This is a genomic window from Arcicella sp. BE140 (assembly GCF_031456255.1).
Classification (GTDB): domain Bacteria; phylum Bacteroidota; class Bacteroidia; order Cytophagales; family Spirosomataceae; genus Arcicella; species Arcicella aquatica.
The window spans coordinates 41,566-65,933 of the sequence record NZ_JAVDUE010000018.1 but is presented as its reverse complement, the minus strand read 5'-3'; the positions used below and the strand labels follow the sequence as shown (position 1 = coordinate 65,933).

Annotated in this window: 19 protein-coding genes; 9 read left to right on the top strand and 10 right to left on the bottom strand. The window is 35.6% G+C overall.

Going from position 1 to position 24,368, the window contains the following annotated elements; genetic code table 11:
* Nucleotides 1-5: 5 nt before the first annotated feature.
* Nucleotides 6-716: a hypothetical protein gene (locus tag J2Y60_RS20515; protein ID WP_309916694.1), complete on the bottom strand. Its 711-nt coding sequence runs from the start codon at nt 714-716 to the stop codon at nt 6-8.
* A gap of 354 nt (nt 717-1,070) precedes the next feature.
* On the opposite strand from J2Y60_RS20515, the gene J2Y60_RS20510 reads away from it, so the two are divergent.
* Nucleotides 1,071-1,724 (top strand): PAS domain S-box protein, encoded by a 654-nt coding sequence (locus J2Y60_RS20510; protein WP_309916693.1) that lies wholly within the window; start codon nt 1,071-1,073, stop codon nt 1,722-1,724.
* 140 nt (nt 1,725-1,864) lie between these two features.
* Here the strand turns inward: J2Y60_RS20510 and J2Y60_RS20505 are convergent, their stop codons facing one another.
* From J2Y60_RS20505 to J2Y60_RS20495, 3 genes are all read right to left on the bottom strand, one after another.
* Nucleotides 1,865-4,492: a glycosyl hydrolase 2 galactose-binding domain-containing protein gene (locus tag J2Y60_RS20505; protein ID WP_309916690.1), complete on the bottom strand. Its 2,628-nt coding sequence runs from the start codon at nt 4,490-4,492 to the stop codon at nt 1,865-1,867.
* Nucleotides 4,493-4,871: 379 nt separating this feature from the next.
* A complete protein-coding gene (locus tag J2Y60_RS20500; protein WP_309916687.1) occupies nt 4,872-5,993 on the bottom strand; it encodes an NAD(P)/FAD-dependent oxidoreductase in 1,122 nt (373 codons plus the stop codon).
* 51 nt (nt 5,994-6,044) lie between these two features.
* A complete protein-coding gene (locus J2Y60_RS20495) occupies nt 6,045-6,878 on the bottom strand; it encodes a helix-turn-helix domain-containing protein (protein WP_309916684.1) in 834 nt (277 codons plus the stop codon).
* A gap of 288 nt (nt 6,879-7,166) precedes the next feature.
* Between J2Y60_RS20495 and J2Y60_RS20490 the strand changes: the two genes are divergently transcribed.
* Both J2Y60_RS20490 and J2Y60_RS20485 read left to right on the top strand, forming a co-directional pair.
* A complete protein-coding gene (locus tag J2Y60_RS20490) occupies nt 7,167-9,659 on the top strand; it encodes a PIG-L family deacetylase (RefSeq protein ID WP_309916680.1) in 2,493 nt (830 codons plus the stop codon).
* Between the two features lie 83 nt (nt 9,660-9,742).
* Complete coding sequence (locus J2Y60_RS20485) at nt 9,743-10,174, top strand: CHRD domain-containing protein (RefSeq protein WP_309916677.1); 432 nt, start codon at nt 9,743-9,745, stop codon at nt 10,172-10,174.
* Between the two features lie 435 nt (nt 10,175-10,609).
* Here the strand turns inward: J2Y60_RS20485 and J2Y60_RS20480 are convergent, their stop codons facing one another.
* Together J2Y60_RS20480 and J2Y60_RS20475 are read right to left on the bottom strand one after the other, a co-directional pair.
* A complete protein-coding gene (locus J2Y60_RS20480; RefSeq protein WP_309916674.1) occupies nt 10,610-13,240 on the bottom strand; it encodes a DUF5686 and carboxypeptidase regulatory-like domain-containing protein in 2,631 nt (876 codons plus the stop codon).
* Between the two features lie 175 nt (nt 13,241-13,415).
* On the bottom strand, nt 13,416-14,222 hold the full coding sequence (locus J2Y60_RS20475) for an alpha/beta hydrolase-fold protein (protein WP_309916672.1): 807 nt from the start codon (nt 14,220-14,222) through the stop codon (nt 13,416-13,418).
* Nucleotides 14,223-14,483: 261 nt separating this feature from the next.
* Here J2Y60_RS20475 and J2Y60_RS20470 point away from each other — a divergent pair, with 261 nt between their 5' ends.
* From J2Y60_RS20470 to J2Y60_RS20445, 6 genes are all read left to right on the top strand, one after another.
* Nucleotides 14,484-15,188, top strand: coding sequence for an alpha/beta fold hydrolase (locus J2Y60_RS20470; RefSeq protein ID WP_309916669.1), 705 nt, complete (start codon nt 14,484-14,486; stop codon nt 15,186-15,188).
* 63 nt (nt 15,189-15,251) lie between these two features.
* Entirely contained in the window at nt 15,252-16,235 is a 984-nt protein-coding gene (locus J2Y60_RS20465; protein ID WP_309916667.1) for a hypothetical protein, read from the top strand.
* Between the two features lie 73 nt (nt 16,236-16,308).
* Nucleotides 16,309-17,406: a carboxylate-amine ligase gene (locus tag J2Y60_RS20460; RefSeq protein ID WP_309916665.1), complete on the top strand. Its 1,098-nt coding sequence runs from the start codon at nt 16,309-16,311 to the stop codon at nt 17,404-17,406.
* 140 nt (nt 17,407-17,546) lie between these two features.
* Entirely contained in the window at nt 17,547-18,419 is an 873-nt protein-coding gene (locus J2Y60_RS20455) for a glutamine amidotransferase-related protein (protein WP_309916663.1), read from the top strand.
* Between the two features lie 24 nt (nt 18,420-18,443).
* The gene (locus tag J2Y60_RS20450; RefSeq protein ID WP_309916660.1) at nt 18,444-19,640 is read left to right on the top strand and encodes a hypothetical protein; all 1,197 of its coding nucleotides are present in this window, start codon (nt 18,444-18,446) and stop codon (nt 19,638-19,640) included.
* A gap of 52 nt (nt 19,641-19,692) precedes the next feature.
* Nucleotides 19,693-20,928: a DUF1343 domain-containing protein gene (locus tag J2Y60_RS20445; RefSeq protein WP_309916658.1), complete on the top strand. Its 1,236-nt coding sequence runs from the start codon at nt 19,693-19,695 to the stop codon at nt 20,926-20,928.
* A 69-nt stretch (nt 20,929-20,997) separates the two neighbouring features.
* Here the strand turns inward: J2Y60_RS20445 and J2Y60_RS20440 are convergent, their stop codons facing one another.
* The 4 genes from J2Y60_RS20440 to ispG all read right to left on the bottom strand — a co-directional run bounded on the left by J2Y60_RS20440 (nt 20,998) and on the right by ispG (nt 24,220).
* Nucleotides 20,998-21,549 (bottom strand): hypothetical protein, encoded by a 552-nt coding sequence (locus J2Y60_RS20440; RefSeq protein WP_309916657.1) that lies wholly within the window; start codon nt 21,547-21,549, stop codon nt 20,998-21,000.
* A gap of 4 nt (nt 21,550-21,553) precedes the next feature.
* Nucleotides 21,554-21,907 carry an MmcQ/YjbR family DNA-binding protein gene (locus J2Y60_RS20435; protein WP_309916654.1) on the bottom strand — a complete coding sequence of 118 codons (354 nt, stop codon included), beginning with the start codon at nt 21,905-21,907 and terminating at the stop codon, nt 21,554-21,556.
* Nucleotides 21,908-21,914: 7 nt separating this feature from the next.
* Nucleotides 21,915-22,103, bottom strand: coding sequence for a DUF6728 family protein (locus J2Y60_RS20430; RefSeq protein ID WP_309916651.1), 189 nt, complete (start codon nt 22,101-22,103; stop codon nt 21,915-21,917).
* A 68-nt stretch (nt 22,104-22,171) separates the two neighbouring features.
* Nucleotides 22,172-24,220 carry a (E)-4-hydroxy-3-methylbut-2-enyl-diphosphate synthase gene (gene ispG / locus J2Y60_RS20425; RefSeq protein ID WP_309916649.1) on the bottom strand — a complete coding sequence of 683 codons (2,049 nt, stop codon included), beginning with the start codon at nt 24,218-24,220 and terminating at the stop codon, nt 22,172-22,174.
* Between the last annotated feature and the right edge of the window lie 148 nt (nt 24,221-24,368).

The following is a 24,368-nucleotide window of genomic DNA, read 5'->3' as shown; positions in this document are numbered from 1 at the left end:
TAGTCTTAAAATAACTGATACGTTATCCCAAAACGTACAAACCTTGCAACACATTCGGTAGAGCCACCAACGTAGCCAGCTTTATAGCTTAAAAAACCATAAGAATAACCCGCATAAATACCCATTTTGTTATAAATGGCTGCCACCTGAATTCTTGGTCTAACATCTGCACTAATGGTATGTCTATCAACATCAGTTGTAAATACTGTTCCATCAACGGCTGTTGCTTTTCCGTTTTCATGAGCCTTTAAATTAGCTCCAATATCAAAACCACCCGTTAAATCAATGGCTACTTTATTGGTATGAAAACGATGTCCAATAGATGGAAAGATATTGATAAAGTCTGAAACTAAAATCGTTTTGCCAGTAGCTACTAGTTGATACGTGGAACTTCCCGTATAACCATTGATGGTATTGATGGTTACTTTACTTCTTAGATTTTCATAGCCAAGGTCAATCCCCAGAATAAAATTCTTTTTTGTTATTCTCTTTAAATTCACAGAAAAGCCATAAGAAATAGCAGACTGCGTACCATAAGGATTATTGGTATAGCCACTTTGATTGGTTTCATTATAATTAATGGATGAAATCGCATCAGAAGCTTTGCCTGTGAAAGAAAAAAGCCCAGAATTTAATGCAAAATGTAATTCTGTTTTCTGTGCAAAAGCACTCGTAAAAGCAATACATGTAAAAAAGGAGAGTAGATACTTTCTCATAAGATGGTTTAGTGTTTTGAAAGATTAGAAATAGTGTAATTAACTGCACAAAAGAAATAAAATTGGGTAACTAATCAAAGTTAAATGATTTGTGGAAGGGCAATATTTAGGTTTGAGTAGTAATAAACCTTGTGTTTACCGTTTTAGCATACGAGAATATTCATTGTACTTATCATTTTGCAATTATCTCGGCTGGAAGCCTTTTAATAGTCATCACTCGCATGCAGACGAGCGATTGCGTTTACCACATCTTTCCATTTTTTCTTGAAAAAATCTTATGTTAGATGATTTTTTACTAAGTTTATCCCTTGAAACAGTCAAAAATCAGTGAGAGAAGATTTGTTGTAAAATAGAATGGCAGAAAATTATACTTTTAAAGATAAGTCGAAACTTGAATTATTAAGGTTTTTGGAGGCTTATCAGATGGCGATAAATGAAAGTGTTATTTGCTCTGTTACTGATACCAAGGGAATAATTATATATGTAAATAAGAAATTTTGTGAGGTAAGTAAATACACTGAGGAGGAATTGATTGGACAAAATCATAGAATTTTGAATGCGGGGTATCATTCTACTACATTTTTTAAAGAAATGTGGATGACTATTTCTGCGGGTGAAATGTGGCGAAATGAGGTGAAAAGTATTGCGAAAGACGGTTCTTATTTTTGGCAAGATAGTATCATTCTTCCCGTATTTGATGAAAACCATGTTATCATTCAATACTTTTCAATAAGGATACCAATTGATGAGCGGAAAAAAGCAGAGGAGGAAAAAGAACACCGCATTAAAGACTTAGAGGAGATTCTTTTTAAGATTTCGCACGAGGTACGCCATCCTGTTACACTAATGTTAGGTATTTGTAATATGTTTGACGAACCGATGCTTTCACAAGAGGAAATAGGTTCTTTTATCAATGCCCTTAAACATGCTGCTGAAAAATTAAATGTTTATACCAGAGAAATAACGGAGGTTGTAAGCAAACTGAGAGATAAGGAAGACGAGGTATAGGGTTTATGAGTTTATGAGTAAAAAGTCTATGAGTTTATAAGTTTAAAGTTTATGAGTTTATGAGTTTAAAGTTTTTGAGCTTATAGGGTTTATGCGTTTTAAATCTACTTTAAACTCATAAACCCTAAACTCATAAACTATTATTGAATATTGAAATACTTCAAGGAATAATTCCAGCCTTCAATAGATACTTGTGGTTTTGTTTGTAAAGGAACATTGTCAATAATGATGGTTTTTTCTGCTCCTGGGGCAATAGAAACGTAGTTATCGTTATAGAATACTGGTAAAATACGTTCTTTGGTTCTTTCATCTACTATCGAAACTCTGTTAAAGAAAGCAACAGGATTATTCGCAGGATTACTCATGGTTACTTGTACTTTGCCCGTTCCGATACTCTTTACAGCTACTTTTAGATTTTCTACCGATTTCATTTTTTGTAAACCCGAATACACCCCCTTGCTGTTAGGATACCAGTACATATTATCGCTTACAATTTGTTTGTTTTCATCCAATAATTGTAATGATAAAAATGAACCTTCTTCCGCACCAATTTCTTCTAAAACCTTTTTCACTGAAAGAATCTTCTTTACAGAACTTGCTTCAATAAAGGTGAACACCTGAGTGATTTCTTTTACTTTTCCATTGATGTCGTATGCTTTAGCCACCAACATCAAATTTCTGCGAGGTTTAAAGTCATTATTCACCATCATCAGCATGCCATCTACAGGATTTGCCATAATGTGTACCAATTCGCTACCACTTTTCAAGCCATACAAACAAGCGTTGGGGTCTAAGTAATAATCATACATTTGCCCACGCATGGCTGTCCAAGGATTTTGGGTTTTCCAGATAATCACGCCTGTGTACCATTCCCAAATATGTGAAGAAAAACCTTCAATCAAACCACGGTACTGGTCATAATTGACCAACTGAGCTTTCAAACCAAAATCTTTGATGTCTTTTGGCTTTCCGTAAGGGTCTATAAACTGATTGTAGCCTACGCCCGTATAAGTATGGTAAGTCCAGACAGAATCAGGCTTTTGATTACTATCATGATAAGGAACATTCAGGTTTTCTTTTGGAATAAAGCGTTTTAATGATTCATAATCACCTGTACCTACTGACCCAACTTCTGAATTAAAAGGGAAAGTGCGTTGATTCCAGAATACATCCAATGGTTGAATACCATAAGGCCCATCGCCATTTCCCCCTAATGAATTAAACGACATTTCGTCAGAGTTTGAATAATCAATAAACCAACGAGTACCGTCTAATTTTGGTAAGATTTCGTCTCTTAGAGGTACTAAAATATCTTCGGGTGGCGTAATTTCGTTACCTCCACACCAAATGGCTAACGAAGGGTGATTTCTTACCATTTTAATCATATCAGCTGCCGATGATAAAAATAGCTGATGATTATCAGGGTAGTTTCTTCTTGTCCATTGGTCTTCTTTTTTCATAGGGTCTACCCAACGACCATTACAATCGCCCGACATCCAAAAATCTTGGAATACCAATAAACCGTAGCGGTCGCAAGCTTCATAAAATTCTGGACGTTCTACCAAAGCTCCGCCCCAAATACGAATGAGGTTCAGGTTCATATCACGGTGAAAACGAATTTCTGCATCGTATCGCTCGTCCGAGAAACGCAACATGGCATCAGAAATAATCCAGTTACCCCCTTTGATGAATACTTTTTGTCCATTGACATAAATCTGGCGACTTGCTGTTAAGGCATTCCAATCTGTCTGAATTTCACGTACCCCAACTTTTACAGCCTCTTGGTCAGAAACTTGTCCGTTTACGATAAGCTCAAATTTTGTATCATACAATTCTTGCTTACCATAGCCCGCTGGCCACCATAAACGAGGATTCTTTAAACTATAATTATCAAGGTTAACCGTAGTGGTACTGTTAGGAGCAAGGCTTACTTTTTTGGAAACCTTGTTGCCATCAATGGTATAAACTAAAGTACCCTCAACTTTTACAGAAGAAGTATTCTCTAAATCAGCAGAGGCTTTGATAATGGCTGGTTTTTGTGGAGCATCAGGTAATCTTTTTTCTGGAACTAGCGTAATTACATGTGGGTCTTTTAGATTTACTTTACCCGTTTTTTCGATATACACTTTATCCCAAATACCAGTGTTTCTATCACGAATCGGACGAATCCAGTCCCATCCAGCTGTATATTGTAGCGAAACGTTTTTGGCAATTGTCCCATCACCACCTTGCCCGCCATTGGCATTACCAACGGTGTAAGGTGGATATACAATGACTGCTAAACGATTGTTTCCATCTTTCGCCAAAAGCTTAGTAATATTAAAAGATTGACGAAGAAACATTCCTTCAAACACTTTCTCATTTACTTTTTTGCCATTCAAAAAAACATCACAGGCATAATTGATACCTCTGAATTTCAACCACACTTCAGAACCGTTGGTTGGCGATACTTCTTTAAAGTCTTTAGCAAACCAATAAGTATAATAGTCTCTGCCAGTATTATAAATATCTGGTATTTTCTCATTGTTCAATCCATAAAAAGGATCAGGAATTTCTTTGTTAGCCAACATACTTGTTAGCACAGTTCCCGGAACAACGGCAGGTTTCCAACCCGAAAGAAAAAAATGAGGAGATGAAATCACCTCCCCATTTTCTTTCACACTTTTGATGGGTGCACATTTCCAAGCACCGTTAAGCTCATATTGATTTTGAGCCTGTAAGTGATTAGCCAATAGCAACATCAAAAACACATGAATTTGTTTCAACATTAATTTTAAAAAATTGGACATAGTAGGGATTAAAATTATTAATATTTTTAGAAGTACACAGTAGGTTGGCATAGACCAACTCGTCAATCATTTTTTGAATGATTGGCTAAATTAATACATAATTTCTGTGATAATTATACTTATTTGTATGTTTTAAGTTAAAAATGAGCAATTACACTTAAATAAAAAAGTTGAATCGGAAATATATGTTATTTTTTAATTTGACATATAATGAATTTGTCAGTACTAAATTCCTAAAATGGTATTAAATAACCTTTCTGGAAATTGTATATTTTAATGAAAATATTATTTCTTTCTACTAGATTCCTTTCAAAGTGTAAACTTGTTAAATGCTCAATCAAGAATACCATTGACAAGCTTAATGACTAAATCTTTTTTGGAAAGAAAAGTTGGGTTGATGCATCGCTATTTCGTTCTTACTTGTTTCAAGTTGTGCTTCTTGGGCATACACCATCATCTTTTGCTCATAATCGTTAATAGCCGCTTCAATGGTTTCAAATTTTCCGTTGGTAAGGTTATCAGCTAATATTAATGCATCCATTAGCCCTGTATTTACGCCCTTGCCTGCAAAAGGAGGCATTAAATGGGCAGCATCTCCAATAAGGGTTATTGGCAAAGGACGATTATTAGTCCAAGGTTTATCTAACGAGATTTTTCTCGTTGGCAATCCTACAAAAAATGAGGTTGAGCGGAATAATTGTTGATAGCATTCGTGCCAATCCGAAAACATTGTTGAAAGGAATGTAGCAATGCTGTCGGTATGCTGAAAATCTAATCCATTTTCATAAAGCCATTCTTCTGGCTTTCTAAAGGTTACATTATACGTCAATGCACCGTTATTCTGAGGGTTTGCTACTAAATTAATGCCTTCGCCTGCCGTCATTAGGATATTATAGTCGCATAATTGGTAGAACTCCGCACATTTTATAGTTGGTTGAAATACTTCGCCTTGTATGATAACAGTACCAGTATATTCTACTTCAATATCCGTAAGGTATTTTCTCACTTTAGACATTCCGCCATTGGCTCCGATAACAACATCTGCGGTTACATTCATGCCATGCTCAAAATGTATAAGCCATTTTCCATCGAATTCTTCCAGTTTCGTAAATTTCCTATCCCAAACAACGGTATCGCTTGTTAAGCTATCCAACAATATATTTCTTAAATCATTTCTGTTTATCTCTGGAGTGTCATATTGAGGTTTTGCTGTGAACAATATTTTGCCTTGTTCATCTGTTACCGTTCTGCCCATTGGTCTTGCTAGAGCATAATAGCTTTCCAGCAATCCTGCTTTTTGCATGGCTGCTTGCCCTGATTCTTTGTGCAAATCAAGCGTACCGCCCCAAATTCTTGTTTGTGCGTCTTTGTCTCTTTCGTAAACGGTTATATCTATTCCCTGTTGTTGAAGTAATTTTGCAATTATCAGACCAACAGGTCCTGCGCCGATAATGGCTACTTTTTTATTTTGTAGTAACATGATTTTGTATTGTTTAAATTAATCAATACAAAATTCTACAATGCTTTTGCCTTAGGCTTGTACAAATGCGACAAAATCGTTGCCCAGCAACTCCTTATCTTTCTTTGCTTTTCTCGCAAATGCTGACGGTGTAGTGCCAGTGTAGCGTTTAAATTCCCTGCTTAGGTGAGATTGGTCGGTATAACCCAATTCATAAGCTAATCCCGCAAGGTTGGCATCTGGATAAAGCCAAAGGTGATTGCGTACCTGCTCAAAGCGCATCAGCCCAGACACATCTTTAACAGTATATCCCGCAGATTGCTTGAAGTTTCTTTCCAAGGTACGAACCGTTGCATGAGCCGCCTCCGCTACTTGACTTACAGGTATAGTGCCGTTTGCTTTGCTCATGGCTATTCCCGCTTTGGACAGCATACTATCAATCGCAATCTGCGACCTAATATTCAATAAATACTGTTTTACATGAGCAATTGCTTCTGCTATTTTATCTGCATTGATAAATTCACCCAAAGTAGCTTGGAGTTGAGCAATGGGATGTTCAAATATACGTATTCCGTCTTTACTTGGTGATAATCCAAGTAAATCGAAAACCGACCAAGGAAAGCACCTGATAGCAATTATTTGTAAACCACCTTCCGCATGAAAAACTATAGGGTGATTGAGTAAACCTATCATAAAAGGTGATGGCAAGGGCAGTAAAACTCCATTTTGAGCAATACTACAGGGACTCCCGAAGTAAAAAATAATTTCGGCGTAACCATCAGGCACTACTTCAAAACTTGAGTTTGACTGGTGAGATACTATCTTGTCATACCAAAAACATTTTATGGAATCCCGTAACTCTTCGGGAGGGTCAAATTCTTGATGATGTGTGTTGAAAGGTAGCATAATTGAAGTAGTAGGATATACGTAGATGAAGGAAAATATCGATGGATTATTTCAGAAATTATTCTACTTACGCCTTATTTTATGCTTGTAAAAGTAATTTAAATCAGAAATTATACCTAATGATGGGTGGTCGATATTTTGATATATTATCTCAATTTTAATTTTCGACGATGTGTTTAGTGTCATTCAGCGAATTAATTTTATTCCTTCTCAGAAATCAATTATTTTCCTGTTTTAGTATTGTTAATGTTTTCAGTTAATTTCACGCAGAACTATAAAATTTCTCAGATGAATATCAAATCGAACAAAACCATTATTTTATTATTAATACTTTTCGGTTCACTGTTCAACATCCAAGCCCAGCCTATAAAACCTATGCCTGCTGGTGAACTTTTGTTGAATTTGAAAAAACTCAATGTGCTTGGTACAGCGATGTATATTGCTGCTCACCCCGATGATGAAAACACCGTAATGCTTTCGTGGTTGGCAAAAGAGCGTAAAGTAAGAACAGCCTATTTATCAATTACACGCGGTGATGGAGGACAAAACCTGATTGGCTCAGAATTAGGTGATTTATTAGGATTGATTCGTACACAAGAATTACTAGCGGCTCGTGCGATTGATGGTCCTGAGCAATATTTTACCCGTGCAAACGATTTTGGGTTTTCTAAAAATACGGAAGAAACCTTACAAATTTGGGGAAAAGATGCTGTATTGGCAGACGTCGTCTGGCGTATCAGAAATCTTCGTCCAGATGTAATTATTTGCCGTTTCCCGCCTGACGCTCGTGCGGGACATGGCAATCACTCTGCTTCAGCAGCTTTAGCAGAAGAGGCTTTCAAACTTTCGGGTGACCCTACTAAGTTTCCCGAACAATTGAAATACGTAAAACCTTGGCAAGCTAAGAGAGTAGTTTGGAATACCTTTAATTTTGGTGCTGTTTCACAGAAACCTACTGAAGGTAAATTTATACAAGTAGAAATTGGTGGATATAATCCATTGTTAGGAAAAGCTTATTCTGAAATTGCTGCAGAAAGTCGCTCGCAACATAAATCGCAAGGATTTGGTGTACCTCGCACACGTGGTTTACGACCTGAATATTTTGTACACAAGTTTGGAGAGTTAGCGCAGAAAGATGTTTTTGATGGCGTTGATTTAACGTGGAGTAGGGTAAAAGGAGGGAAGGAAGTAGAATCTTGGATTAACCTTGCCATTAATAGTTATAATCCAGAGAATCCATCTACCATTGTTCCTTCTTTATTAGAGGCATACAAAACACTGCTAAAAATTGATGATGAATACTGGAAGGCTCAGAAGAAAAAGGAATTAGAAAACATTATTATTGCTTGCACAGGTCTGTATTTTGAAGCTAATCCTAACGAATATTCAGCTTCGGCAGGGGAAAAAATTAATATACTGGCAACAGCAGTAAAGCGTTCAGATTTTGCCGTGACTTTACAGAAAATACGTTTAGTTGGTTTCGGCAAAGACAGTACTTTTAATGTTAGTTTGGGCAATAATGAATTACAAAGAATTAGCTTCCCTGTAGAAATTCCTAAGAATCAGCCTCTAACACAGCCTTTCTGGCTAGCAGAAAAGAAAATGGGCAAAGGTATGTATCGTGTAGATGACCAAACATTGATTGGCTTACCCGAAAAACCAGCAGATTTACAAGCAGAATTTACATTTTTGATTGATAATCAACCTTTTACTTTTAGCTCGCCTGTTATCTATAAATATACTGATGAGACCCGTGGAGAATTGTATCGTACTTTTGAGATTCGCCCAGAAGTTACTGCCAATATTTCGGATAAAGTATATGTTTTTGCCAATGACCAAGCCAAAGAGGTAGAAGTAACATTGAAATCAGGTAAAAGTAAAACCTCAGGAAGCGTTAGTTTAGCATTGCCTGCTGGCTGGAAGTCTAGCCCTTCAAGCATTGATTTTAATTTGGAAAATAAATACCAAGAAGTTAAGCTAGTGTTTAAAGTAACGCCTTCTAGTACTACTCCCGAAGGTACGGTAAAGGCGGTAATTAAAACAGCGAATGGTACTTATGACAGAGGGATTTTAACAGTAGCTTACGACCATATTCCACCACAAACACTTTTCCCATTGGCAGAAGCAAAAGTAGTGAAACTGGACATTAAGACGAAAGGCAAAAATATTGGTTATATCGTAGGTGCTGGCGACGACGTGCCAATGGCTTTGCGTCAGATTGGATACAATGTGACGATTTTGACGGAGAAAGAACTGAATGAAGATTTATCTAAATTTGATGCCATCGTAGTAGGAGTAAGGGCTTATAACACTGAAGAACGTATTACTTATTACCAGAAAAAACTAATGGAATATGTAGAAAATGGCGGTAACATGGTGGTTCAATATCAGGTAAATAGCAACTTACAGAAAATTGAAACAGGTATTGGACCTTATCCGTTTAAATTGTCAAGGGATAGAGTAACGGTTGAAGAAGCAGAAGTACGTTTCTTGAAACCTGAAAGTGTTTTATTGAATACGCCTAATAAGATTACAGTCAAAGATTTTGATGGTTGGATTCAAGAAAGGGGGTTATATTTTTCAAATGATTGGGATGCAAAGTATGATGCCATTCTATCATCTAACGACCCTAATGAGCCACCTGCTAATGGAGGATTGTTGTATACAAAATATGGCAAAGGGAATTATATCTTTACAGGGTATGCCTTCTTCCGCCAGTTGCCAGCGGGCGTTTCTGGGGCTTATAGATTATTCGCCAATTTGATTTCGGCAGGAAAATAATTTTTCCGACGCAACTAAAGTAGAGAAAGAGCCGTAAGTGTAAATAAGACGCAAGTCTTGGATTCACTTAAACAAAAATTAACATGAAAAAAACACTCTTTGCTTTCTTAATCTCTACATTGTTGTTTGCCATTTCTTGTAAAAAGGATGAAGAAGTTTCACCAGAAGTGAAATTTAATGTTACACTAAATGGCTCTGTTGAAGTACCCGCCAATACTTCAACTGCTACTGGTTCTTTTGTTGGAACTTATAACAAAACAACAAAAGTGATTTCATATACGATTAGTTATAATGGTGTTACTCCTACGGCTTGGCATATTCATAAAGGAGCTGTGGGCGTAAGTGGTGCTGTAATATTTGGTTTAGGAACCACATTTAATACAGCTTACTCTAGCACAACGGCTGCTTTGACTACCGAACAAGAAACGGATTTAATGGCAGGTAATTATTATGTGAATATTCACAGTGCTTCAAAACCTGGAGGAGAAATTCGTGGACAATTGATTTTACAGTAATTTTAGCTTTGAGCGATGAGTTTTTAGCTTCTTTTAGCATTTAAAAAAGCGGTCAGAAAATTAATTTTCTGACCGCTTTTTTGTGACGTTTACTGATGGCATTACTCTAAAAGTCATGCCATCAGTTTTTAACAGCCCTTCTTTCTATTAGCGGGTGATTTAAGTCCTACTGATTGCCCATAAGTTTATAAATTTCTAATAATCAGACGTTTATCTCTAGCGAGGGACTTAAGTCCCTCGCTAGAGATGAGGGCTTCAACGCTTGGTTTTAAACACTATTTATGTACATTTAAGCTAATTTGATCATTAATAACATTTCTATTTCAACATTTTAAAAGATGTGGGTAATCAGTAGTACTTAAGTCACTCGCTAATAGAAAAAGCTAGACAATTCACTAAAAAATCTCATAGCTCACCGCTCAAAGCTAATAGCTTCTATCGATTAAACTTAATCCTCAACACAGTAGCATCATACTTGCCATTCACAAAATTGCCTACTACTTCTAAACCGAACAATTTACCAATGCCAGATAAGCCATAGCCAACTTCCACATATTCAAATTGTTGATTAGGCACTTTCAGGTAATTAGCAAAAATAGATTCTTTCAAGCCATAAATTCTAAGCGGAGTAATTTGAGTTAATAGAAAGTGATTAAAATCATGCTGTGCAAATACTTCTAAATAATTGCCTGTAGTGCTATGTAAATAATAATCTAAGTTTCTAAAAGCATCAAATCTGAAAGAACGGAGGATAGTCTGATTACCATTGAAATGGCGATAATCAATAAAATAACTCGGTTTTTGTATAAATCCTCCGTAATTAGTTAAAACGTGCAAATTTCCCAACTTTTCTAAATCAAAGAATTGTTCATAAGAACCTTGCAAGCGAGAAAAGTGACTTTCAGCTAATAATCCATTGGTAGATTTAAGTCTGAAAATAGGATTGCCCGTATTAATGGTATATTCACGGTCATTGAATTTGCGTTTTTTGGCAAAAGGTCTCCAAATAATATCGGCTTCCGTTAAAAACGTTTTATGTTTATCAAAGTCAGTATTGGCTAATTCTACATTCTCAGGAGTATTCGAACTAAAACTTCTGTCTTTTACATCAATCCAAGGCTTAAAAGTCTCCAAGTTTTTTAGTGCCATTCTCTCAGCATATTCGAGGTTTAATCGAATAGTTACTTTCTCAGATAATCGATTTCTATATTCAATATTAGCATAATCTTTCTGGTAAATTTTTAGATAATTACGTTCAGCCAACATCGTATAGATGGTGTTAGCTGGTGTAGAAATAGGTCTATCGTCATTGAACTGCTGAATATATCGTCCAGTTCTTACTTCAACCGATTGCTGATTTTTTAAATAATAATACCCAAGATTCCAGTTAAGCGCTTTTCTTCCTAAGGCATACCTTAAATCACCATAAATAGATTCTCTTTTGGTGAGTTTCTCACGAATATCATATCTTAAAGAAGCCTTTAAAAAATATCCATCTACAGTATTAACAAAATCCAAAGAAGGAATTTGATCTAACGGAGAAGTGTAGCTAAGAGATTTATTAAAGAAACCGAACAAATCGTCTCTTTTGCCATAGTTATATGTTTTGCCAAAAATTAAATGTGAAAACTTAAAAGCAGGTAAATTCCTAACCGAATCTTTCTTGTATTGCTGTTCGTTGGTTTTAGCGATACTATCCGCTTGGGCATAACCTTTTATCTCCAAGTCTGTCAATGGCACTTGTCTTTCTTCATTCCAAAAATCAGCACTGCGTTTACTGTGGAGGCTATCAATTTCAATGTTATACGACCGTACCAAATCTACATCTTCCCCTTTTTTCTTTCTCTCTTTCTTGTCTTCTTTTTCAGCGTCTTTCAAAAACTTGTTGAGTTGCTTACGCGTAACCTGTTTCTGATTAAGGGCTATTTTGCTATTTACTTTCTCGCTTTTCAATTCTTTGGCCTCCGCTTTATCAATTTTCTCATCGATTACTACAGGTCGTTGATGATATTTTTCATTGACCGCAACGGTATAGTTACGAACGTTGGTAACATAATTAAAGAAACCTTTGAAGCCAAAAGCATCAAAATCAGAACGGAAAGTATAATTGATGGGTAACCAGATTTCTTTGTTAGGAGCAAAAATCATTTTAATCCTGTTTGAAATATTGTCGCTGCTAAAGTGCAAATCCAGACTGTGGATATACCAAGAATCTTCTATGATATTGATAATACCATCAAATACATTATCATTTTTTGATTTAGGTGTCACACGTATTTTGTTTACCGTCTGACCATTTTCAGTAAAAAAACCTTCATACTTAAATTTGTAATACGCCAAAGCAGTAGGGGACAACGGAGACACCATGTCGCCAAACGGTTTAGGGTTATAAAAGTTGGTGCGTGATACAGGAATAAAGTTTGTTCCTTGGCTTTGTAATTGCTTGGGCAAGTTGTTACGGGTAGAAACTACCTTTTCTCTTACTGAAGATGGCTGTTTGAAAATAACATCATTGATAGATTCCAAAACATATACTTGTCCGATTTTTAATCCAGATTCCTTTTCTATTTTTTTACCAGCCAACATTTTTATCAAACCCGAAACCTCGCTTACTTGTCCCGTGCCTTTTACGTAAGTTCTGGCAGAGTATTCATTGAGTTCTAATATTTTGAAACGAGCCATCGAAATAGTCTTTCGCATAATGGTATAGGCGGGGTCTTCACTTTTAGCAGAAAACTCTACTTCTTTCAAACTGATTGCTTGTTCCTCTAATACTATTTCAAGAGGTAAATAATCATTGTTAACAACAACCTGTTTTTCTAAAGTTTTATGTCCTAAATATTGAAAGATGATGGTATAATTACCAGGGTCTAAGGCGAGCTCGTATTTGCCATCTTCGTTAGCCATCGTTCCTTTGGGACTACCTTTTACAATAATGGAAGCAAAAGAAAGGTATTCTCCGTGAGTATTTTTAACAGTGCCTTTGATTCCTCCTGCAAACATTGAAAAGCCAAAACAAATAGTGAAAATAGTAATGATAAGGATTTTGTTGATAAATGAATTCATAATAACTCAGTTTAAAGATTAATAGCTTTGATGTAATGAATAAAATACAGATGCAAGTTAAACGAAAAGGTTGCCTATATTAGACAACCTTTTGTTAAAAAACCCTAAATGTGATAACTAGTAAAGTTTTGGGATGATTGGTAAACAAGAAAAAAAGCTACTAAAATTTTAATAATTATTGTCCAAAAGCCCATGTAAGGAACTCTGGCATTACTTTGCTCCAAGTTTGTTGATTATGTTCTCCGCCTTCTACTTGTCTGTAAACGATGTCTTCGTTCTTTTTATAGCCATGTTTTTCTAATTCTTTCATTAAGTCGAGGGTATCATCAATGGCATCAATGATGCCATTATTGTTTCTATCAGAGGTTTCATCATTGGTACCTGCCTCAAACCAAAATTGTTGGTTTTTGTGATATGTGCCCTTTCTGACGATATTGTGCATTATTCTGTCGTTTTCATCCGTATAACCATCCTCCTCAGCTTTTTGTCGCCACCACAAGGCACCTGAGAAAACCCCCACTTTGGTGAATATCTTCGGATGATTCCATGCAATATCCATGGCAGATAATCCACCCAAAGAAAAACCAGCCATTACTCTATTTTTTGATGATAATGAATAAGAATTTTCTAAAAAGGGTAACAATTCTTTTAAAACAAAGTTAGCGTGGTGATGAGCCTTATTTCCTCTGTTTTTATAGTCAGCTTGCGATGCCGTTCCGTATTCTTGTAAGCGTTCGTTATTGGCGTGAATACCTACACACAAAATAGGAGATATTTTGTTGTCATCCATCAAGGACGAAATCCACTGTTTGATTTTCAAAGACTCAAAATCTTGTCCATCATTAAAAATAACCAAGTTGAGTGAATTATTTTTTTTTGGATATATTAAAGTGATATGAACAGTTCTATTTAGGTAGGCTGAATAAATATTATCCTCAATTTGAAGGATTTCTGAGGAAGAATTTTGTGAATATATAGTCATATGTGAATTAGCAATTTTTGGATTATTCCCGAAAATAAACAAATTGTTAAATATTTCACAGATAAATTATTCCAATGTTTTGTTTTGAAAGTTAAAAACAGTTTCTATTTTAGAGTAAAGATTCTAACTAAAACAGAATTCTGATTAAAACACCTACTTTTATCTGAAAGTATTGCCAAGTGGTAATTTTGTAGTAAATTAAATAGTCTAAATCTAGCTGTGAATAAATTTTTGAAATAATGTAAAACCCTCACCAACAAAATGCAAGAACGTTATATCAAGTATTATTCTCATCATCTCGGAGCAGATAATGAATTGTTGATTTTTGGAAATTGGGGCTATCCAGTAATTGTTTTTCCTACTACCATGGGGAGATATTACGAGGCAAAGGATTTTAAGCTAATTGAATCAGCAAAAAAGCAAATTGAAAGCAGCAAAATAAAAATTTATTGCCCCGATAGTATTGATAAATATTCTTGGTATGGCAAACACTTGCATCCCTCAGAGCGTATACAGAACCATATTTATTACGACCAATATTTAAATGAAGAATTGATTCCTGCCATCATGCGCGAATGCAATACCTCAAAAGTAGCTGTTGCAGGCTGTAGCTTTGGCGGTTTTCATGCAGCAAATTTTGCTTTTCGTCATCCTGATAAAGTATCACACCTTTTTACAATGGGGGCAGCCTTTGATATACGCTCGTTTTTGAATGGGTATTATAGCGAGAGTGTTTATTTCAACAATCCTCCTGATTATCTCCCTAATGCCATGCATCCAGATTTATGGCAAATGAATATCGTATTGGGTACGTGCAATGCTGATTTTTGTAAACCTGAAACGGAACGCTTATCTAAAATTTTGGCAAATAAGAAAATCAACCACTGGCTAGATGTCCGTTGGCATGGAACACATGACTGGGATATTTGGCGAGAAATGTTCCCTGAATATTTAAATAGAATATAATCAAAAAACACTTCAAGAATGAATTAATCATTCATTAAACCTGTAAAATTGAATTTAAGTATTATGAAAAAAATAGGTATCCTACATGGAATGGAATCCTCTTTCCCAGAGGCATTTGTAGAAAGAGTAAATCAAATAGCACCATCGGGCATCGTGGCTGAGCGAATGATTGTTGAGAAAGTAATACAAGGGGAATCTAGCGGATATGATGTCATTATCGATCGTATTTCTCAGGATGTACCATTTTATAGAGCGATGCTTAAAAATACGGCAATGGCTGGTACGGCTGTTATCAACAATCCTTTTTGGTGGTCGGCAGATGAGAAATTTTTTAATAATGCCTTAGCGTTAAATGTAGGCGTGCCTGTACCCAAAACGGTGTTGTTGCCTTCCAAAGAACGCCCAACAGATACTTCAGAGACTTCATTCAGAAACCTAAAGTTTCCACTACCTTGGGGAGATATTTTTGATTATATCGGTTTCCCTGCCTATATGAAACCTCATGCAGGTGGTGGCTGGAAAAGTGTTTATAAAGTAAGAAATCCCGACGAATTGTTCTCTGCTTATGATGAAACTGACCAATTGGTAATGCTTTTGCAGGAGGAAATTACTTTTACAGATTACTTCCGTTGCTATTGTATCGGAGGCAAAGAAGTAAGAATAATGCCTTATGAACCAAGAAATCCACATCACTTGCGCTATGTAGCTGAGATGCCTACAGGACCAGCAGCCAAGAAATTATTAGCAACGGTGAAAGACTATGTACTTAGACTGAACAAAGCATTGGGTTATGATTTCAACACAGTTGAGTTTGCTGTAAAAGACGGAATTCCTTATGCCATTGATTTTTGTAATCCTGCGCCAGATGCAGATATTAATTCGGTTGGTCAGGAAAACTTTGAATGGGTAGTAGAAACGGCTGCTAAAGTAGCAATTGACCGTGCTAAAAAACATAAACCTGGTAAAGACAACCTTACTTGGGGTACTTTCCTTACGTCGTCGGTAGCAGGAAATGCAAGAGATACCATTTTTGAAAGTAAAAAATAATGATGTTGTACAAGGGAAACAGTATTGATTTACAATATTGTTTCCCCTTATCAGCCTTAAACCTTCCAAACTTATGCCTTTATTCACCATCGGAATTGAAGAAGAGTTTCAGACCATCGACCCCGTAACGAGGGAGTTACGCTCGCACATGAGTAAAATTGTTGAAGGCGGGCAGATTATATTACAAGAAAGAGTAAAAGCCGAAATGCACCAAGCTGTAGTGGAGGTGGGAACGAATATCTGTTATAATATTCAAGAAGCAAGAGAGGAGGTAACTGACCTTAGGCGAAATATTATCCAACTTGCCGAACAAAATAACCTTCTATTAGCAGCAGCAGGTACGCATCCATTTTCAGATTGGCAAGACCAACTGATTACCCCGAGTCCGCATTATGATTCTTTGATTGATGAAATGCGTGATGTCGCCAGAGGTAACTTGATTTTTGGGTTACATGTGCATGTGGGTATCCAGAGTAGAAATGAAGGAATACAAATATTGAATGCCGTTCGTTACTTTTTACCCCATATTTATGCGCTTTCTACGAATTCGCCTTTTTGGTGTGGAAGAAACACTGGTTTTAAATCATATCGCTCGAAAGTATTCGATAAATTTCCACGTACAGGTATTCCCGAATTTTTTGCTTCTGCTAGTGAATATGACGAATACATCAGCTTGTTAGTAAAAACAAAATGTATCGATAGCGGAAAGAAAATCTGGTGGGATATTCGCTTGCATCCTTATTACGACACCATTGAATTTAGAATTTGTGATATTCCGATGCGGGTTGACGAAACCATTTGTTTAGCAGCATTAATGCAGGCTTTGGTGGCTAAAATCCATAAGTTGTTAAAACAAAACCTGAATTTTAGGTCGTATAGAAAAGTCTTAATCAATGAAAATAAATGGCGCGCAGCCAGATATGGTATCCATGCAAAATTGATTGATTTTGGGAAACAAGAAGAAGTACCATACAGTGATTTATGTGATGAACTACTAGATTTTGTAGATGATGTATTGGACGAATTAGGCAGCCGAAATGAAGTAGCATATATCAAAGAAATCCTTAAAAATGGCACTGGAGCAGACCGTCAGTTAGCTGTATTTGAAGAAACTAACGATTTGAAAAGTGTCGTAGATTATATCGTTCAAGAAACAAGATTTGGGATTTAAAGCGTTGGCAAAGCTATGTTAAATTTTACTTTGTATTTTGTAACAAATTGATTTTAAGGCTATTTTTAGTAAATTGCGTCGATTTAATAAGTTAAGTAGAGATTAAATAATTGATAAAAATTAACATCAACAAATTTACGATGCAAAATATTTCGACAGAAAAACCACTAAAAATAGCAGTGTTAGATATGTATGACAACGTAGCTGGAGAAGGCATGCGTTGCATTATTAATTTGATTAACGAATTCAGAGTACAAAAAAATATTGAAGTAAATACACAGGTTTTTAATGTTCGTGGTAATACAGAAATCCCAAATTTAGAACACGATATTTATATATCCTCAGGTGGACCGGGTAGTCCATTACCTTCTGATGAAGTGTGGGAAAAACCATATTTTGCCTTCATTGATTCAATATTTGCGCATAATAAATCTGAGGAAGTATTAAATGGGGAAAGTACTCCAAAATTCTTGTTTTTGATTTGTCACTCTTTTCAGTTGGTAGCACGTCACTTAGAAATTGGGAAAGTGACCAAAAGAAAAAGTACCTCTTTTGGTGTATTTCCTGTGAACCCAATTGACAAAACAATTAAAGAAGCATTGTTTGAAGGCTTACCCGAACCATTTTATGTGGTGGATTCTCGTGATTATCAATTGGTAAGTCCCAACTTGAAGATTATCAAAGAATTAGGTGTGCAGATTTTACGAATGGAAAAAGAACGTCCGCACGTAAACCTAGAGCGTGCAATTATGGCTATCAGATTTTCTAACGAAGTATTTGGCACACAGTTTCACCCTGAGGCTGATGCACAAGGAATGCTAAAATTGCTGATGTCGGATGAAAAAAAGAAAGCTGTGATAAAAACGCACGGAATCGAAAAGTACAATGATATGATAGCGAAGCTGGACGACCCTGATAAAATCATGCTGACAGAATCTATTATCATTCCAAAATTTCTTGAAAAAGCCTATTCTACCATCAGTCAAAAAGAACTTTTTGGAGAAATGGCATAATTTGTTTTTGAAAATATCCTTGTTATGCAAAAAGAAATCAGAGCTTCATTTAATCAATCCTTTTCTGAAGTAAAGTATCAAGAGTTTTTGGCAGATTTAAACAATGCTACGCAAGACTCTCTCGAGTTTAGAGTAGCAGAAACACCTGTTTTTGTCCCCAAATCTTTGAAAGATAAACTCATAAGTACTTGCGAAAGTATCATTGATGTAATAGCAGGAGATGATTTTAAGGCGAAGACTGATAACGCTATACCAGCCGAACAAAATGTGCCTAATGAAAATGAACATACCTCTTTCTTAGCCATTGATTTTGCAGTTTGTAAGGATAACCTAGGCGAGTTTGTACCACAGTTGATAGAACTACAAGGTTTCCCTTCATTGTTTGGGTTTCAGTATTTATTGTCTGAAACTTTTCAAAAGCATTACAACATTCCTGACAATTATGATTTTTTGTTTAATGATTTTGATAGAAAATCATACGTTGAAGCTTTTAAAAAGCTAGTAGTCGGCGATGAGCAACTTGAAAATGTTATCCTTTTAGAGATTTATCCTGAGAAACAAAAAACAAAGGTTGATTTTGAAGTAACCGAAAAGCTCATTGGTGTTAAAGCTGTGTGTCTTACTAAAATCATCAAAGAAGGACGAAAACTATTTTATATCAATGATGGAGTGAAAACGCCTATTCATAGAATATACAACCGTTTGATTTTTGATGACTTAACAAACTTCCCAGATTTACAAACAGCATTTAGTTTAACTGATGATGTTGATGTAGACTGGGTTGGACATCCAAATTGGTTTTTCAGAATCAGTAAATACACCATGCCATTTTTGAATAATCCTTATATTCCTGAATGTAGATTTTTGAGTGATTATGCAGGCAAGTTTCCTGAAAATTTATCCAACTATGTATTAAAACCACTTTTCTCTTTTGCAGGAACAGGGGTGAAAATTAATATTTCTGAAAGCGATTTAACATCCATTATGGACCCTGAGAATTATATTTTACAAAAGAAAGTAAAATATGAGCCTGTCATACAAACGACTGATGGCAGTGCTGTAAAATGTGAAATTAGGATGCTTTATATCTGGCAGAAAGATGACGCTAGACCAATACTATTAAGCAATTTAGCCCGCCTTTCAAGAGGAGAAATGATTGGAGTACGCTTTAATAAAGATTTTGACTGGGTAGGGGGTAGTGTTTGTTTTATGGAGAGATGATATCAACCTGAGTCTATTTCCTTTACCTTGCTTTAACACTTCATCAAAAAACATGAAAATATTTCATTCGATATTATTCGTTATTTCAACATTAAGTCTTTTTACAGGCTTACAGGTTAATTCAATTGAAAAAGGTAACTTCTCATTTGTAGCTAAACCCAAACCAATCCTAACAGCCGCAGAGCAGACCGATAAATATTTACCCTATTTAAAAGGTAAACGTATCGGTATTCTGGCTAATCCAACCAGTATTATTGGCAAAAAACATTTGGTGGATAGCCTAGTAGCTTCTGGTGTTAATGTGGTAAAAGTATTTGGCCCTGAACATGGCTTTAGAGGGAATGCTAGTGCTGGGGTAGTAATCAGTGATGAAAAAGACCCCAATACAGGCATCAAAGTGATTTCATTATATGGTTCAAAAAGAAAGCCATCTGTTGAAGACCTCAAAGATGTCGATTTAATGATTTTTGATATTCAAGATGTAGGGTGCCGTTTTTATACTTATATCAACGTTTTGCGTGATGTGATGGAAGCTTGTGCAGAGAATAACAAAGATCTGTTGATTTTAGATAGACCCAATCCTAATGGGTATTTAGTAGATGGTCCTATTTTAGATATGAGTTTAAGGTCTGGTGTGGGTAGATTTCCGATTCCTATTGCCCATGGCATGACAATAGCAGAGTTTGCACAGATGATAAATGGTCAAGGTTGGTTAGCGAACAAAATGATTTGTAAATTAAAAATCATTCCAGTGAAAAACTATACGCATGAGGATGCTTATACCTTGCCTGTGAAACCATCGCCTAATCTTAATACACAACAAAGTGTAATGCTTTATCCAATTATGTGTTTGTTTGAAGGCACTATTATTAGTCAGGGGAGGGGTACGTATTTCCCTTTTACAGTATTAGGGAGTCCTGCTTTGAAAGGTACTTATAGCTTTACTTTTAAGCCCGTAAGTATTAAAGGCATGAGCGAAAAGCCTTTACACATGGATAATGAATGCTACGGGATAGATTTTAGAAACTATGATATTGAGCTACTTAGGAAAAGTAAAAGAATCAATATTCAATGGATGATAGATTTTTATCAGGCTTATCCATTCAAAGATAAGTTTTTTGATAGATCTCAGAGTGACCAAATGTTGAATATTGATGTACTAGTAGGTAATTCTGAATTTAGAAAACAGATTATTGAAGGACAAAGCGTAAAAGAAATTCAAGATTCTTGGGAGCCACAATTATCCAAATACAAAACGATGAGAAAAAAGTATTTGATTTATAAGTAATGAGTGAGTTGGTGAATGAGTGATTTTTTAAATCAGCTATCATTTTGAGTTCATTAATTTTGATACTTTTTATCCTCTTTTTTTGATATACTCAAACTTTGTTCTTAGTATATAGGCGGCATCTTCGTCGCCTAATAATACCGCTTTGTTGAAATCATTAATGGCATTTTCTATTTGACCAATGCAATATCTCGCCATCCCTCGCCACCGTAAGGTTTCGGGATTTTCACTTCTAAAGAACCAATCAGCTTTATCAAATTCCAGAAAGGCTCTATCATATTCTTTTAATTTATAAAGCACTTTTCCTTTGATTACATAAGCTTCACCTACGGTATTATCAAAAGAAATCGATTGTTCAATATCATATAATGCCGAGAAGTAATTTTTTAGCATCAAGTTCGCTTTACTTCTGTAAAAGTAAGCTCTAGAAGATTTTGGAAACTGGTTTAATTTTTCAGTGAAAAATAACTGTGCTTCAACAAATTTATTTTCATGAAGTAATATTTCGCCTTCTTCTAATTTTTCACGGTCACGAAACTTAAATAGCTTTTCCTCCAACCAGTTGAAAAACATCATGGTCAGTACAAATGGCAGGAAGAAAAACAATAATAACCACTCCATACAATTATAAATTTTGAAATTCTACTTGTACTTTTTTAGGTAAGCTTGAAACAACCAACTGATATGAATGTTCAGTAAGTTCTTTTAATTGTGTTGTAGATGCATTATCTCCGTTTACGGTATTCCAGTGTTTTTTGTTCATGTGATACCCTGGAGTGATATAATGAAACTCTTCTCGTAATTGAATCGCTCTGTCAGGGTCACATTTTAAGTTTACAGTAAAAATCTCTGTATCAAGCCCCGTCAATGCAAACATTTTACCCATTACTTTATACACTAAAGTATCAGGTCCAAAGGGTAATTCTTCTGTTACTCCTTTCATCGACAAACAAAAATCTCTGAATTCTTCAATATTCATTGTGCAATTATCTAAAGAATGCTCTGTAAATCATTACAATTACACATATCAAAAACATCAGAATTGATATTTTATTGATGACGTGCATCGTTTTAATGTTAAAATTAGTAGGCTTTGAAGGATCAGGCTTACTGAATATTCTAAAGAAGTATCCAAATGCTTCTCCTAATTTGAATTGGTCTTTTAATTTTGACATTGTCTTGTGTTTATAATGGTATCAGTATCGCTACTATTGGTAAAAATGATTAATACAAACAGATAAAGTTATTCGAAAACAGCCTCTAAAGATGTTGCTGGTTCAAACCATATACCATCTTCTTTGATAATCCCAATCAATTCATCTACTGCATTATCAGCATGAACCGATTTTTTTACCACATTTTGCCCACGATATAGCGCAATTTTATCTTTTCCAACCCCTACATATCCATAATCAGCATCTGCCATTTCGCCAGGCCCATTTACGATACACCCCATGATACCAATTTTTACACCTTTTAAATGCTCTGTTCTCTTACGAATCAAGGCAGTAGTTTCTTGTAAATCAAATAGCGTTCTACCACACGAAGGGCAAGATATATATTCTGTCTTGCTCATTCTGGTGCGGGCTGCTTGCAAAATACCAAAGGCTGTTGAATTGTAACTTTTTGATTTCGTTAATAGTTCAGCTTTTTCTGATAAATTAGGCAATTTTAATAATATTCCATCACCAAAACCATCAATCAACAATCCTCCACAATCAGTAGCTGAAAATAGTTGAAAATCACTTTCAGGAAGGTTTTCATATTTTCTTACCAACACTGCTGGAGTACTTACATTTTGTGCTATCAATTCAAAAAACAAACGGCGTAACGCTGGCATAGCGTGTTCGTTATCTGTTTCTACTGCCAAAACAAGGGTTTTGTCAGCTTTGATTTGCTCAACAACTGAGGTATCTAAATTGGATAAATTGATACTTAAAAAGTTTAAAAAATCATGCCTGTATAATTGTGTTTGATATTGTTCTAAAGTAAACAAAGGGAATTTATTTACTTTATCAGTTTGTTTATCCCACGCAGGAGCGTCTAAAATTTCTTTTAACCCCATAGGCAACATATATTTTGCAGGGTTATTGGCTGTATAGATATAGTCAGCTCCCAAATCGTTCATTGTCCATTTATCTGGCAATGGTAAATAGAAATGTCCGATTGGTTTTAAATCATCATGTTCTGAAACTTCTATCTGAGAAAAATCTGCAATTACTCTAGGTACATTATGTCCACCAAAATTGGCTACTTCATGCGTATGTCTTCTAAAGTATTGAAATGGATTGATAGGAGAATCGAATGAGTGTTGAGTATTGAGTGTTGAGTTGGGAGTGTAAGCTGAAATTGGTGTTGACTTTTCTTTTCTTTGGGTATATCTGTCAATCAGTGCTTTGGCTACTGGTGCTTCGAATTCAGGGTCTTCCGTTAAAGAAACTCTTACAGTATCTCCCAGACCGTCTTCTAATAAAGTACCAATCCCTACAGCCGATTTAATTCTTCCATCTTCACCTTCTCCTGCTTCAGTTACGCCTAGGTGCAAAGGATAGGGTTTTAGACCTTCTTCTGCTAGTTTTTTGCACAACAATCTGTAAGCTTCTACCATTACTTGCGTGTTCGATGCTTTCATGGAAAGTACGATATTGAAATAATTTTCATCTTCGCAGATTCTCAAGAACTCCAAGGCCGATTCTACCATTCCTAGTGGTGTATCGCCATAGCGACTCAAAATTCTATCACTCAATGAACCGTGGTTTGTACCAATACGCATTGCAGTGCCATATTCTTTGCAAATATTTACCAATGGTAAAAATTTATCTCTGATTCTATCTAATTCTACTTGATAACCAATCTCGGTATAATCTATCGTTTCAAAACGTTTTTTATCAGCATAGTTTCCCGGATTGATTCTTACTTTTTCTACCAATCTTGCTGCCAATTCTGCAGCATTTGGCGTAAAGTGAATATCAGCAACTAATGGTACGCTATAACCTCTTACTCTCAACTCTTTGCGAATATTATCCAAATTCTGTGCTTCCTTTACTGATGGTGCCGTAATACGCACATATTCACAGCCAGATTCTACCATTCTGATGGTTTGCTCAACTGACCCAACGGTGTCTAACGTATCAATGGTTGTCATAGACTGTACTCTGATAGGATAATCAGAACCCATAGGTACATCGCCAACGTTTACAGTTATCGTTTTTCTACGAGAATATTCAGTTAATGAATTGGCATAGCGGTTGCCATTTTCAATCAGGCTATTGATAGTTTGAGTAGTTGACATGGATTATTGAATTGTTCTATGCAAAGATACAAGATTCTGTAATTTACTTTTGAGTTTATACAAAAAACCCCGATAAACTTAAAACGTTTATCGGGGCTGAATGGTTATATTAAATTTGAAATAAAACACTTTCAAATTAATCATATTT